Source organism: Paenibacillus sp. FSL R7-0210, assembly GCF_038009085.1.
In the GTDB taxonomy this organism is placed as follows: Bacteria; Bacillota; Bacilli; order Paenibacillales; family Paenibacillaceae; genus Paenibacillus_AQ; species Paenibacillus_AQ silagei.
This window is the reverse complement of record NZ_JBBPAR010000001.1, coordinates 1,574,896-1,589,657: the sequence shown is the minus strand read 5'-3', so window position 1 is coordinate 1,589,657 and position 14,762 is coordinate 1,574,896. Positions and strand designations below refer to the sequence as shown.

At 52.9% G+C, this 14,762-nt stretch carries 9 protein-coding genes; all 9 read right to left on the bottom strand.

Going from position 1 to position 14,762, the window contains the following annotated elements; all coding sequences use genetic code 11:
• Positions 1 to 180 precede the first annotated feature (180 nt).
• The 9 genes from MKY64_RS06785 to purT all read right to left on the bottom strand — a co-directional run bounded on the left by MKY64_RS06785 (position 181) and on the right by purT (position 14,458).
• On the bottom strand, positions 181 to 2,142 hold the full coding sequence (locus MKY64_RS06785) for a WG repeat-containing protein (RefSeq protein ID WP_036732940.1): 1,962 nt from the start codon (positions 2,140 to 2,142) through the stop codon (positions 181 to 183).
• Between the two features lie 1,389 nt (positions 2,143 to 3,531).
• Positions 3,532 to 4,539 (bottom strand): galactose/methyl galactoside ABC transporter permease MglC, encoded by a 1,008-nt coding sequence (gene mglC, locus MKY64_RS06780; RefSeq protein WP_036732937.1) that lies wholly within the window; start codon positions 4,537 to 4,539, stop codon positions 3,532 to 3,534.
• A 109-nt stretch (positions 4,540 to 4,648) separates the two neighbouring features.
• On the bottom strand, positions 4,649 to 6,160 hold the full coding sequence (locus tag MKY64_RS06775) for a sugar ABC transporter ATP-binding protein (protein ID WP_036732935.1): 1,512 nt from the start codon (positions 6,158 to 6,160) through the stop codon (positions 4,649 to 4,651).
• 161 nt (positions 6,161 to 6,321) lie between these two features.
• Complete coding sequence (locus tag MKY64_RS06770) at positions 6,322 to 7,392, bottom strand: galactose ABC transporter substrate-binding protein (RefSeq protein WP_036732933.1); 1,071 nt, start codon at positions 7,390 to 7,392, stop codon at positions 6,322 to 6,324.
• A gap of 151 nt (positions 7,393 to 7,543) precedes the next feature.
• Positions 7,544 to 8,566, bottom strand: coding sequence for a substrate-binding domain-containing protein (locus tag MKY64_RS06765; protein WP_036732931.1), 1,023 nt, complete (start codon positions 8,564 to 8,566; stop codon positions 7,544 to 7,546).
• Complete coding sequence (locus tag MKY64_RS06760) at positions 8,563 to 10,389, bottom strand: sensor histidine kinase (protein WP_051478720.1); 1,827 nt, start codon at positions 10,387 to 10,389, stop codon at positions 8,563 to 8,565. The genes MKY64_RS06765 and MKY64_RS06760 overlap by 4 nt, the downstream gene beginning before the upstream one ends.
• A gap of 2 nt (positions 10,390 to 10,391) precedes the next feature.
• A complete protein-coding gene (locus MKY64_RS06755; RefSeq protein ID WP_340951717.1) occupies positions 10,392 to 12,041 on the bottom strand; it encodes a response regulator in 1,650 nt (549 codons plus the stop codon).
• A 772-nt stretch (positions 12,042 to 12,813) separates the two neighbouring features.
• Positions 12,814 to 13,278, bottom strand: coding sequence for a GNAT family N-acetyltransferase (locus tag MKY64_RS06750; protein WP_036732923.1), 465 nt, complete (start codon positions 13,276 to 13,278; stop codon positions 12,814 to 12,816).
• On the bottom strand, positions 13,268 to 14,458 hold the full coding sequence (purT, locus tag MKY64_RS06745) for a formate-dependent phosphoribosylglycinamide formyltransferase (RefSeq protein WP_340951713.1): 1,191 nt from the start codon (positions 14,456 to 14,458) through the stop codon (positions 13,268 to 13,270). The genes MKY64_RS06750 and purT overlap by 11 nt, the downstream gene beginning before the upstream one ends.
• Positions 14,459 to 14,762 lie beyond the last annotated feature (304 nt).

The window sequence follows — 14,762 nt, the reverse complement described above, 5'->3', positions numbered from 1 at the left end:
AAGTTGTAATCTGTTCCTAGGTCATTGTAACACAAAACTATCAGCTGTGCGCTTCTAAATTCTGTCATTTTATAGATAGAAAAGGCTTGTACCCTACAGCAGCGGCAAAAGAAAACAGCATTGCCGTCCTTTTCAGGACGGCTGTGTCTATCCTATATATCGGCGATTCTATCGCTTAATTTAATGAAAAGACTGCCAGAACTCCCCTTCGGTCGAGATCAGGCCCATAATCTCAGCATACGGAATGCGGAAGGTTGGAAATCCTGCGGCGTACGGAGCAATCTCATAAGGGGCAAAATACAGGTACAGTGCCTCCGCATCCACATAAAAGGGCTGATCGGCTGTAATGCCTTTATACGTGTCAGGGAAAACATAGGAATACTGCGGATCATTCGCAATCTGCTTGCCGACAATATCACTGAGCTTCTGCACGTATTTGCTGCCGGGCTTGAACAGATCGCTGAGCGTGTAGAACTTGCCGGTGCGCAGGTTGATATGCTCATAGATCCGCGTAGGCATACCGTGCGCAGCGCCGAACGGAAAATGATAACCGCTAAGCTCCAGCACCAGCAGATTCTTGCGGAAGAAGGATACGGCGAAATCTCCCGTATAGCTGAAATCCTGCGTGCCTCCCCCCGTCCCCGCCCCGTATGGGAGCGACAGATTGCGCAGCTTGTCATTCACTGCCTTCGAGACCTCAGCAACCGCGATCCCTTCCACGACCGGATAATAGACCAGATAATCCCGGTTAGGCTTGTATTTCTTCTCCAGCACAGAGTAGGGCGGTCTCAGCGGAATGACCCCGTTTTGCCGCCAGACCTGCTTGCCTTTACGATCATAATAGGAGGTGCGCAGATCAATATCCGCGCGGATCAGGCTGCCGCTGAAGGACAGTGATCCTGAGCCTGCGATGACCGGGGGCTGGGCGGCTTTTTTTCCGCTGGTGTCAATAAAATACGTATCCTTGGCATCATACACCGACGCGAGTCCCTGCTGATAATTGTTCACGCCCAGCAGCGGGTGGGTGCTGAGAATTCTTCCGGTCAGCGCATCGGCGATGACATATCTGGAGCCTCTGTAGGGCTGATCCGCATACAGCGGGGTTCCCAGCGCCACACGGTTCTCTCCCAGCTGCTGCACCTCATAATAGACGGCGGGAATGATCATTTTCCCCTGCTTATCGATCAGACCGTAGGCGTTGCCATAATCAGCGGCTGTGTTAATCACCGCCCGGCCATCTGAGAACGGCAGAGCTGCCGTATACTGCGGCTGGATAGCAATCGTGCCGTCCGTGTGCAGATAACCGTATTTTCCATTCTCCGTCGCCTGAAAGGCCAGCAGCCCATCCCCCGGATACCCGACAAAAGGATGTTTGTACGTATGCAGCACCACGCCATAGAGATCAATCAGCGCATATTCCCCTTCGGCTATTTTGACCAGTGCAGTCCCGTTCGAGAAATCCCCGGCGTCCAGATAGACGGCTGGCAGCACCTCTTTGCCCTGGGCATCCAGGTAGCCATACAGCGAGTTCCCCCCGGTAGTATTCTGCTTGGAGAACAGCGCACGGCCTTCGTGCAGCGAATTCAGATAGTCATAGCGTGCGGACGTCACCTCTTTGCCTTTTTCATCAATAAAAGTGTAGCCCTTCGCATCCGACACCACAGCCCGCCCCTCGGAAAAAGGACCAATAAAATTATAGACCGGTTTGACCCGTTCCCGCCCGGAGCTGTCAATCAGACCGCTGACATTCCCCCGCTGCACCACTGCCAGGCCATTCTCCTGAAACTCCTCCGCATAATCATATCTCGGCTCAATCACAATCCGGCCGTCGTTGTTGATATATCCCCACAGCGTCCCGTCCTTAAGTTTAAAAGGAGCCGGATGCAGCAGCGCTGCCCGCAGACCTCCGCCGTCATCCGGGAGCACAATGAGCGCCTCCAGAGGCTTTTTGGAGTAATCTACACGGTATAAGCCCGCCTCTGCCGGGATAGTCACGAACAGTTCCTCTTCCGCCCGGATGAAATCCTCCTCCTGCTGCGGAATACACTCATTCCAGCCGATACCGTCCCACCGCCATACCTCCGTCTGAATCAAACCGTTGTCGTTCCCTTTTCCCAGCTCGTTCAGCTTAATCCTCAGCATGTTGTCGTTCTCCTTTACAAAGGCTTTTGCCTATAGACTATGAGAGTGAGGGGGAAAGGGTGTGTCTGTGCCTAGGAACGGCGGCTGGAGTTGAGGACTGAGGGATTTTAGGGATTAAAAATTACAAAGGCGATGCCGTAACTGCGGTGAGTTTTGGACTTCCGGCCGCTGTTAGGTTTGGATTTCTTGATTTTAACCGCTGTTCGCGGTAGAAATCCAAACCTAAAGGCGGACGCTCCCGCTCCTCCAGTTCCAAAATCCCCTCCGTTACTGCTGCCTTTCTGTGGGTAAAAGCACAAACACACCCTTTCGGAGGGTGTGTACCGGGGATACAAGGGCTGCTTTGCCTGCCCTTGAAATATGAGACTAATCAACTAATCCTTTTGCTGGGCGGGCAAAGGTTAAAAAAATCTATAAAGGATAGAGGCCTAAGACTCTATTCAGCGGACTGGATAAATAAGTTAGTTTGCATAAGTGTCGAACCTAACCGCTGTCTGACTGCTAACCTCTTGCCACTCGCTGTCCGCTGGCTGATTGTTAACTCCTTCCCCCTACTGTCTGCTATCTGACTGCTAACTACTTGCCTCCCGCTGCCTGCTGTTTGATTGCTAACTGCTTGTCTCCCACTGCCTGCTACCTGATTGCTAACTACTTGCCACTTGCCACCTTTCGCTCCTGCCGCCCACTCCCTGCTATCTGCGCCCCTGGAACAGAATAAAACTATTAATTAGTCACTATTAGCTGCAAAATCCTGCCCAAAATGCAACATTCGGCTCCCTGCACCGACTTTAAACTAACATTGTTGTATGAAAGGCAGCATTTGTCCGCCCTCAAGCCAATTAGAAGAGGAAATGTTGTATTTCATGCAGCAACTACCCCCAGTTCCCCTGTTTCAGCCAGCCGGAATTGCAATTATTGGATCATTTCACGATCATGTGATATCAGGAGCGGAAGGGAATTGGGAAACGAAGGAGGGGTAGCATCCGGAAGCCCCAAATCCTGCAGGCACGTGTATTCTAATGATTTGGAGCAACGCTGCGACAAATCCGGGCAAGCCAAAAAGCATTTGCGAGATACCGCAAACGCTCTTTGCCTGCCTTCCCCACCCTTGGTGAGGTGATAGGAGTACCGGAGGGGATTTTGGAACTGGAGGAGCGGTAGCGTCCGCCTTTGTCTGCGGATTTCAACCGCTAATAAGCGGTATGAATCAAGAAATCTGCAGACAACAGCGGCTGGAAGTCCAAAACTCACCGCAGTCACGATCATACCTTCCACCCAAGATGCTCAGTTCAGTTCAAATTATATGAACACTTGAATTCAATAACTTAGGAGCGACAGCGGCCGGAAGTCCAAAATCCCCGCAGGTACGGATCATCACCGAACCCCAAGCTATTTTTTCGATGAATATTTCCGCATATCAAACGATACCGCAGCGATAATGATCAGGCCTTTGATGATCAGCTGGTAGTAAGGGCTGATGCCGATGAAGGTCAGGCCGTAGTTGATCAGGGTGAAGATGATAACGCCGACCAGGACGCCTGGAACGGTACCAATCCCGCCGGTAGTGGATACGCCGCCGACGACGCAGGCTGCGATGGCGTCAAGCTCGTACATGTTACCATAGTTGTTGGTAGCGCCGCCGGTTCGGGCTGCTTCGAGCACACCAGCAAGACCGTACAGGGCACCAGCGATGGCGTAGATGTAAATCAGGTTCTTGGAGACATTGATCCCGGATACCTTGGCTGCCTGCATGTTGCCGCCGATGGCGTACATGTTCTTACCCAGCTTGGTTTTGTTGAACAGCACCCAGACTATGGCTGCAACTCCGAGGGCTATAAGTACGATGTACGGGATGGAATATTGGCCGCTGCCGATGAAGCCGGAGCCGATGTTGGTGAAATCCTGGCGCAGACCGCCGATCGGCTGGGACTGGTTAGGGTCCATATCGAAGTACAGTGAGTTCAGACCGTATACGATCAGCATCGTGCCCAGAGTGGCGATAAACGGCGGAACGTTCAGCTTGGAGACGATAATCCCGTTGACGAGCCCGCAGAGCAGACCGGCCACAATGGCGATCAGAATCGGCAGCCAGACCTGCACCTGTGGCAGATCGGGGAAGAAGCGGCGGGAGTAGTCAGGAATCTGCAGCATGGAAGCTGAGATGACAGCAGTGAAGCCGACCACCCGGCCTGCCGACAAGTCGGTCCCGGCGGTGATCAGGATAAAGGCTACCCCGAGTGCAATAATAACGCGTGTGGAGGACTGGATCAGTACATCCCGCAAGGTGTTGATCGACATGAAGCTTGGCTCGTATATGATGATCCCCATAATCAGCAGGATCAGTACGATGTAGATTGCGTTTTGAGTCACGAAGGACTGCGCTCTTTTAATAGTCATAATTGTGTTCCTCCTTAATTGTTACGCGAAGTTTAAGCATTCGTTGCTGAGCTTCTTCAGCCTTGCATCTGCCCTATGGTCTTCGCCGTCCTGTGAGTGCAGTTCCTGATTAATGCTGAGCAGCGAGTCGCATTACTTCGGTTTCTGTAGCCTGCGCACCTTCTAATATCCCAGTAAGCCGTCCTTCCGACATCACCATGACACGGTCAGACATCCCCAGCAGCTCAGGCATTTCCGAGGAGATCATGATGATGCTCTTCCCCTGCTTCGCCAGGTCGGCAATGATTGTATAGATCTCGAACTTCGCACCGACGTCAATTCCGCGTGTCGGCTCATCGAGCAGCAGCACCTCGGGCTCAGTGAGCAGCCATCTGGCCAGCAGCACCTTTTGCTGATTCCCGCCGGATAGATTCATAATCTGCGTCTTGGTCGTTGGCGTTTTGGTGCGCAGCTTTTCAATCATTTTATCGACTTCAACCTTCTTCTTGCGGCCGTTCAGCAGCAGATAAGGCGTCTTGTAGCGGTCAAGGTTGGCAATGGCGCCGTTCTCATGCACAGACAGCACCGGGAAAATCCCTGTCACGCGTCGCTCCTCGGTCAGCAGGGCCAGGCCGTGTTTTTTGGCATCCTGCGGAGAATTAATCTTCACCTTCTTGCCGTCAATCGAGATGGAGCCGGATTTTACTGCACGCAGTCCGAACAATGCTTCAATAACCTCAGTTCGCTGTGCGCCGACCAGACCGCCGACACCCAGAATCTCCCCGCGTCTCAATTCGAAGGACACATCCTTGAAGGATCTGGGCTCGGGTGAGGTCAGACCTTCTACCTTCATGAACACCTTGCCTGGAACATTAGTACGCTCCGGGAAACGGTTCGTCAGATCACGCCCGACCATCTTGGAGATAATCAGGTCCGTGGTCAGTTCGGCCGAGGGCCAGGTGCCGATCTTTTTACCATCACGCATAATCGTCACTTCATCGGAAATCTCCAGGATTTCTTCCATTTTGTGAGATATATAGATAATAGCTACGCCTCTTTTTTGTAGGTCCCGGATGATCCGGAACAGATGCTCCACTTCCACGCTGGTTAAGGACGAGGTTGGCTCATCCATGACAATCACGCGGGAGTGAAAAGAGACCGCCTTCGCAATTTCGATGGATTGGATCTTGGATACAGACAGCTTGCCCACCAGTGTTTCGGGATTCAGGTCGATATCCAGATCTTTGAATAAGCTTTCGGTGTCTGTGAACATTTTTTTGTGGTCAATGAACTGAAGCGGCCCGATGCCCTTGGTTGGAAAACGTCCCAGCCAGATGTTCTCCATCACGCTGCGGAAAGGTACAGGGTGCAGCTCCTGATGGATCATCGAGATGCCGTGCTTCAATGCTTCGCTCGAATTGGAGATGGAGGCCTTCTGACCATCCAGGAAGATCTCACCGGCATCCGGTGAATAGATTCCAAAGAGGCATTTCATCAGTGTGGACTTGCCTGCCCCGTTCTCGCCCATAAGTGCATGAACCGAGCCCGGACGAACCTTAATGCTGACTCCATCCAGCGCCTTCACGCCGGGAAATTCTTTGGTAATGCCGTTCATTTCCAGCAAAAATTCCGTATTTGCCATGTTGTTACGCCCCCTACGCTTTTTGTCTTTTTCCATGAGAGGCACAGCGGTTCCATCCTGCTCCCTACCCGTAAGGAATTCCGGAGAGCGCATTGCAGCGCCCTCCGGGACTGGTATCTATGATACGTATCTGTATCTGTAGCCTTGCACCTGTTAACGGATTATTGCGCGTCTGCTACGTTGTCTTTGGTAATCTTTTTGTAGGAGATCCATACAAACTGGTTGTCTGTGATGTCGAAGCCTACGTTCTCTTTGGTTGGCGTTTCGCCTTTAGCCAGCAGAGCGGCCAGGGTGATCGCTGCTTTACCTTGGTTGTTGGCATCGTTCAGTACGGTACCGAGCATCGTTCCATCCTGCAAAGCCTGAACCGCAGGAGCTGTTGCATCCACGCCGACAACCGGCATGTATTTGTCGCCGCTGAAGTAGCCTTGAGCCTTCAGAGCTTCGATGGCGCCGAGTGCCATGTCATCATTGTTGGCCAGTACGGCTTCAATCTTGTCGCCATGGGAGCCGAGGAAGGCAGCCATTTTCTCCTGGCCTTTTACACGATCCCACATCGCGGTATCTTCAGCCAGCTTCTCCACCTTGATGCCTGCATCTTCGATTGCCTGGATGGAATATGTGGTGCGAAGTTCTGCATCCTGATGTCCCGGTTCGCCCTTCAGCATGACATACTGCAGCACGCCGTCGCCGTTCTTGTCCGCTTCAGGGTGTGCCTTCCAGTAGTCCACGATCAGCTGGCCGGACATGGTGCCGGACTCTTCAGCTTTCGCACCTACATAGTAGACTTTATCCCATTTCTTCATATCTTCCGGCAGCGGCTCGCGGTTCAGGAAGACCACCGGAATGTTCGCTGTCTTGGCTTTGTCAATGATGACGCCCGCAGCGGTGCGGTCTACCGGGTTGATCAGCATGCCGTTATATTTCTTGGTGATGAACAGATCCACCTTATCGTTCTGTGTAGGCTGGGAATTCTGGCTGTCTACGATATCAACAGTGGCAATGCCCTTGGCAGCAGCATCGATGGCGTTGCGGACACCCGTCATGAACGTGTCGTCGAATTTGTAGATCGCTACGCCGACCTTCGGAGTCTCAGCGGAACCGGAATTTGCCGTGTTAGCCGCAGTTCCTGTGTTAGCAGCGTCAGCCGCCTTGTTATTGTTGCCGCCGCAGCCTGCGAGAGCAGCACCCAGCAATGCACTTGCAAGTAGAACGGAAGTGATTTTTTTCATGTCTAATTGACCTCCTGAGGATATTTCTTTATTTGGGATGATCCCGGTGTGTCCCGGGTACATCCTTATTATGCCCTACGTGAAAACGGTTGCGAATATAAAATCCTACTCATTTCCATGAAAATTCTAATGTTTAATTCTTAAATTTCTGCTACCTTACAAACGGGAACAGCAGCTTCTGATTCTCAGGCCACAGCATATTCTCCAGATCGATGAGCTTGGTGCCCGTGTCCACGCGTTCGGGAATATCCATGCCTTCGAGTGCCTCCACGGCATATTTCACCGCCAGATACCCGTTGCTGAACGGATTCTGAATGACGGTCGCCTGCACAGTGCCATCCTGAAGCGACTCCATCATGGAGGGCGAGCTGTCAAAAGCAATCATTTTCACACTATCCCTCTTAAGACCCTGAATCACCCTGGCCGCGCCTTGTGAAGCAATTTCATTCAGGGTGGCAATACCGCGCAGATTGGGATACTTGTTCAGCATCTCCCGGGTCAGATTTTCGGCGTCGGAGGTGCTGGAGGAGGTGTAGGCGATCTGTACGACCTTAACATTAGGAAAGCGGGCGGCATAATTCAAAAAACCCTTTTCCCGCTCATCTGCATCCCGCGCACCATAGTCGATGCTGCCAGTCTTGCCGGAGTCCGGTGTAAGCGACGAATTGGTGAAGTTAATAATCCCGATCTCGCCATAGCCCTGGAGCAGCTGAATCAGCCGCTCGGCGGACTTCTGTCCGGCCTCGTAGCCGTTCGACCCCACGTAAGTCCGAACCTTGGCCGAGCCAACCTCCGCATCGACGGAGATCACCGGAATTCTGGAATACGCCGCCTGGTCCACGACCTGCGCCAGTCCCATATAGCTGCTGGCCGCGAGTATAATCACATCCGCCTTCTCCTGGATGGAATCTTCTACCATGACGACCTGCTCCTCAATATCACTCTCCGAATCCGGCGCCTTGAACGTCAGATTGACATTGAATTCCTTCGCCGCAGCCTCTGCTCCGAGCTTCAGGGTGTTCCAGTAATCCCCTTTGTTCATCTTGACAATCAGGTGGATATTCCGCGTCTTGCTGGTGCTGATATAGGCTGGCGAGGCATTGAAACAAGAGGACACAGAGATCCACAGCACTCCGCACAGCAGCACGGTGAGCCATACACGCAGGCTTTTCACAGGTTCGTCTCCTCCTTCTGCTCATCCATAGCCTCTCCCGCCGGGCGGGCCGGAAACACAATCGTAACAACCGTCCCCTCTTCCAGCTCACTCTGAAAAGCAAGCCCGTACTCCCGCCCGTAATACAGGCCGATCCGTTCGTGCACATTCCGGACACCGACCCCTGATCCGCTGGTGCTTTTGACGCTTCCGCTTAGAATGCCGTTCACCGTCTCCTTGGACATCCCCAGGCCGTTGTCGCTGACCCTGATGATGATTAGCCCGTCCTGAAGCCCGGCGGTGATCGAGATCAGCCCCTCGTCCGGCATCATTTCGATCCCGTGATAGAGCGCGTTCTCCACGATAGGCTGCAGAATCAGCTTAATCGTCTGGCACTCTAGGACCTCTTCCTGCGCCGTGATCTCATAACGGAATTTTTTCCTGAAGCGGAAGCTCTGAATCACCAGGTAATGGCGGATATGGTCCAGCTCTTCCTGGATGGTGATAATATTCTTGCCTTTGCTGAGGCTGATGCGGAAGAATCTGGAGAGCGACTGGATCATGGTGACGACTTCATCCGTTTTGCCGCGTTCTGCCAGCCGGATGACGGAATTCAGCGTATTGTACAGAAAATGCGGGTTAATCTGCGATTGCAGCACCTCAAGCTCACCCTTGCGCTTCGTTTCCTGCTCATAAATGATCTGCTCCATCAGCTGGCGGATACGCTGGAGCATCATGTTAAAGCGCCTCGACAGCTGCTCTACCTCATAGGCTCCGCTAACATTAATCGGCGTATTCAGATCCCCCTCCGCCACCTGCTTCACGGTACGCTCCAGCTTGCGGATCGGGCTGGCAATCAGCCAGGACAGGAAGACCGACACCGCAATCACGCAGACCAGAACAACACCAAGAAACCACGCCAGGAACTGGTTCAGATCCCGCTTGGTGGTGACAATCTCATCGTAATAGGCGACCCCGACAATCTTCCAGCCGGTCTGCGCCAGCGTGCGTACGGTAATAAAGCGCTTCTCCCCGGTCGATTCGTCCAGATAGCTGCGGTAGGCGTATTCCAGCACCGGCTCCACATTCTCATACTTCAGCCCGGCGTAAATGAGCTGCTGCTGCGGATGATAGACGATATTGCCGAGCGGGTCGAGGATGTAGGCATAGCCTCTTTTGCCCAGCTTGACCTGCTTACTAAGTTCGTCAATTGTTCTGAAGTTGAAGTCCAGCAGCAGCACACCGGTTCTCAGCTCCCCGTTCTCCCTGTATTGAATCAGCTTGGAGATGGAGACCACCCACGTATACCTGCCCTTGAACAAATTCTGGATATGCGGTGCGGAATAGGAGATCTCCGAGGTACGCTTGGCTGTGGTGAACCAGCTCTGGCTCTCCAGCCCTGTGTTCATGCGCATCGTCTGCCCCGGCGTCCCTACGACATACTGCCCCTGCGGGGTAAAAACAGCCACTGACACCAGATCCTCGCGGCTGCTCATCAGTGTATCCATCCGTTCATAGAGCAGCGGGGAATCGATGGAGGGCGTAGAGGTAATCTGCTTCTCGGCGGTCGCAAAAATACTGCCCATCCCCTTCACATACAGCTCCAGGTTATAGTTCACCTGCTCGATGATCTGCTGCATGTTGAGATTGGCATTCTCCTCCGCCGTGTTGGCGAACTTGCCGTACAGCATCACACTTACAATCACGGCCACTGCCGCAGTCACCGCCATGAACGTCAGCATGATGATCAGCTGGATACTCCGCAGCTTCGAGGACAGGCGCAGCCTGCCGCTCTTGCGGGACCCCGGCCGCAACGGGAAGAAATAACCCCTCGGCTTGTTCATGGCTATTCTCCCCGCGCGCTGTTCTTATACTCTTTGGGGGATTGTCCGTATTTCTTGCGGAAGCAGAAACTGAAATAGTTCGGGTCGGCAAAACCGATCCGCTCGGCGATCTCGAACGCCTTCAGCTCGGTGGAACGCAGCAGCTCCTTGGCGGCCTCCAGCCGGATCTGCAGCAGATAGCTGACGAAGGTCATCTTCATTTCTTTTTTGAAAATGCTGCTGAAATAGCCTGTGCTGATATGCAGATGCTGGCACACCCTGCCGATGGATATATCGGATTCTTCATAGTGGCTGCGGATATATTCCTTAGCCTGGTCAATGAGCTGCTTGTAGCTCGACTGGCGCTCCGAAGCGATGGAATCCATCAGCCGGCTGCATACGGTAATAATCCACTGCCGGGCTTCTTCCAGGTTGTTGAATTTGTTCATATCGCTAAGCGAGGTCAGGCCGGGTCCGATAAAATCATTCGTTCCGCTCCCGGATTCCTTCGCCACCCGCAGAATGGAGGTAATGATCTCCAGCAGGAAGATCTGATAATCCTGCGCCGAGACCTGCTCCGTATCCAGTCCCCGGAACAGCTCGTCCACTACTTCCCGCAGCTCCTGAATGGTGCCCAGCTTGATCGTACGGATCAGCGACTGCTGGGTCAGCTCATCATAGTCCAGCATCCGGCTGGACCGCGATTCCACATCCTCAATCCAGATGACCCGGTTGTTGCCGAGGATCAGCCGGTAATCAAGCGCTTGCAGCGCATCCCCGAAGGAATGGAACAGCATGGACGGTGCCTTGCAGACGGTTCCGGCCCCGGCGGTTACGGTAAACTTCAGGAAGCGCTGCACATTCTGGCAGATCTCTTCGAGAATGGCGAAGGTTCTGGCGGTAATGTCGCTCTCCTCCGGGCTCTGGCTGACCGAGAGCAGCACAACATCATCCCGGTGGATGAATACCTTGCCGAAGCCATGCTTCTGGCAGATCTCCTCCGCGATGTTCAGCACAGCATAGAGCTGGAGATTACGGTCGCCGGTATCCCGCAGGGACACGGGCCGCTGAGCTTGAACGGCGGTAGAATGGTCCGGGCGGATATAATCGATGCTGATCACGGAGGACTGGAAGCATTCACCGGTGAGGGGGATGCCGTACTCTGTGCTTTTCTCAGCGATCTCTGCGGAACGCAGGCGGCGGGACACCAGGGTAGAGAGGAACTGCTCGCGCAGAACGGGCAGGCTCTTGCGGTAATGCTCGCTCAGCACGAACACATTCTCCTTCTCGGCGATCTCGGTCTCGATCGTGGCGCGAACCTTCAGCAGAACATCAATCAGCTCCTGGGACGAGAAGGGCTTCAGGATATATTCATCAATCTGCAGCTTAATCGCCTTCTGGGCGTATTCGAATTCATCATAGCCGGTCAGAATGATAATCTTCGTATTCGGATGGCGGCTGCGTATCCATTCTGCAAGCTGCAGGCCATTCATAAAGGGCATCTGAATATCAGTAACGACCACATCCGGCAGCAGCCGGTCGGTCGCATCCGCCGCCTCCCGCCCGTTCTCAGCCTGCTCAACGACCTCGAAGCCGTACTGCTCCCAGTCAATCTGGGCGATAATGCCTTCTCTTACATCTTCCTCGTCTTCGGCGAGTATTAATTTGTACATGCTTCATCCCTCTTCGGCATAGAATATGGAGGTTCACAGAACTATAATAGCTGATTCAAATGGCCCGATCTATGTTTAAAATAGAGAAGGCTGCGGGTCTTGGGAGACACTTTAGTGGATGATAGAGTGACAACTGTAGTGAATAGGAGCAATTTACTATATAGCGTTGCCTGATATAACGCAAGCGGAAATTATGTACATAGGTTAGAGGCATTTAAGATTAGGGACACTCAAGATTAGAACTCAAAGCTTGGTCGTCGCTGCGGTGAACATTTGGCCCTCCCGCCGCTGCCCAGTTTGGATTTCTTGATTTTAACCGCTACTCGCGGTAGAAATCCAAACGCAGCTTTTCTTACGATGCGAGCTTTCCTTCGGAAAGCTTTCAGGCGGACGCTATCGCTCCTCCAGTTCCTAATTTCCCCTCCGCTTCTTTAAGTGCTAATTTATATAAACAACAAGTGGATTTTGTATACTTAATTTTATTATTTTAACCAATTAGGATATTTTAAGTGGATAAATTACATTTATTTCCGCGTATTTACTCATAATGCGGGGATTATGGACGATTAGATGTACTTTTTCCAACTGCTAGTTTGGACACGGGAATTTCGGGCGAAATAGATGCTCTTTTTCCACTAAATTCCGGGGTAGCCTCGGGGAGAAGGCGGAGCGGGGAGCATTCCCGACAAGCTGCGGCGGGGTTGCCGCGCTATCTCCAAAAAAAACCATCCCGATTACGCCGGGATGGGGATGTTCGGTTACACGTATAGGATTATAGCAGGGTTTTATTGAAGCGGTAGCCTGTTGTCTTTTCAAAGCCGATATGGCGGTAAAACGCATGTGCAGGTGCACGTTCAACGCGATTGCCGCTCCGCAGGAACAGCTGGCAGCAGCCCTGATGGCGTGCCCATTCTTCCGCTGCAGCTACGAGTCTTTTGCCAAGGCCTTGTCCTCTAAGCTCCTCTGCTACGATCAGCGCGGTAATCTCCGTAATACAATCGGCATGCTTGTAGTAGGACTTCACCTGCCGTAAACCGATCATTCCCACAACTTCGTTATTGAGCTCTGCGACGAGTGTGCAGTGGAACGGATCATGCTCCATGCCTTCCATTCTCTCTTTCATCACGCTAAGCGTTGTCGGATAGCCGAATTCACGCAAAAGGGCTGTCACTCTCTCCAGATCATTCATGCCGCATTTGCGAATTTGCAGTACCTGCTCCTGAGTACTACTGTTCATCCTTGTATACCTCCACTTGTAGCTTAGATGCAGCCTGCTTGGCCGTCATCCGCGCGATCTCAATATCTTCCGCTGAACTGAGTGTTACTGCCATCCGCCGTCCTGGGCGGATCTCCGGCTTGCCGAATATCCGGACCTGCGTGCGGGGAAGAGCCAGCGCCTCTTCAATCCCGGTCACCGCAAATGCTTGTCCGGCTCCATCAGTCTTCAGGGTGGCCGAAGCTCCCGGTGTCAACAAACGTACCGCTTCCAGCGGAAATCCAAGAATGGCTCTGACATGCAGAGCAAATTCCGACAAATCCTGCGTAATCATCGTAACCATACCTGTGTCATGCGGCCGGGGGGACACTTCACTGAACAGAACCCCATCCGCGGTGAGAAACAGCTCCACACCAAAAATTCCATAACCGCCAAGCTGATCGGTAACCTTCCGGGCGATGGCCTCAGCCTCTTCCAGCTGCGCTCCGCTCATCTGATGCGGTTGCCAGGACTCTACATAATCGCCGTCCTGCTGAATGTGGCCAATCGGCGGACAAAATACGGTTCCGCTAACCGAACGGACGGTAAGCAGTGTGATCTCGCTCTCAAACGTAACAAAAGCCTCCACGATGACGCGTGTTCCCTTCGCACGAGCGCCTTCGAGCGCCGTATTCCAGCAGCCTTCCGCATCCTCAGGTGTTCTGCATACGCTCTGGCCTTTGCCTGAAGAGCTCATGATCGGCTTAATGACACAAGGCGTTCCCAGCTCCAGCACGGCCTGGTGCAGTTCGTCCAGACTGTCAGCGAACCGGTAGGCTGCTGTAGGCAGACCCAGCTCTTCTGCCGCCAGACGGCGGATGCCTTCGCGGTCCATGGTCAGCCGTGCCGCACGGGCAGTAGGAACAACCAGGAATCCTTCTTCCTCCAGCTCCACCAGCGCTCCGGTAGCAATGGCTTCAATCTCCGGTACAATCAAATCGGGCTTCTCTGCACGGATAAGCTGCTTCAGTGCCTCTGCATCCAGCATGTCCAGTACATAAGAGCGGTGGGCGACGCCCATCGCAGGTGCCGCTTCATAACGATCCACAGCTACGGTCTCTACGCCAAGGCGCTGAGCTTCGATAATGACTTCCTTACCCAGTTCACCGCTGCCGAGCAGCAGCAGCTTTTTACTCCGGGCTGATAAAGGAGCTCCCCACATTGTCGACTCCAACCTCTTTTCGCAAATTTGTCTGCTGACTTCTCTGTTTCTGTAAAATGTCGCAGTTTGATTGTAAATTTTCAGTCTTCTTTATTTTCATCCATCATCCACCAGATTGCAAGCGTTCTTCGACATTTTCCTACAAACTTCACAGATGGCTGTTCAACAGACAAGTGAAAACGGTTTTACTATCCCTTTTAGGGGGCGGCACCATTTCATTGAGAAATACAAGGATATGTTATCAAGTACATTGAACAAATTCATCCTAACGGATGAATGGGATTACCTGCGCTCCGGCAAAATG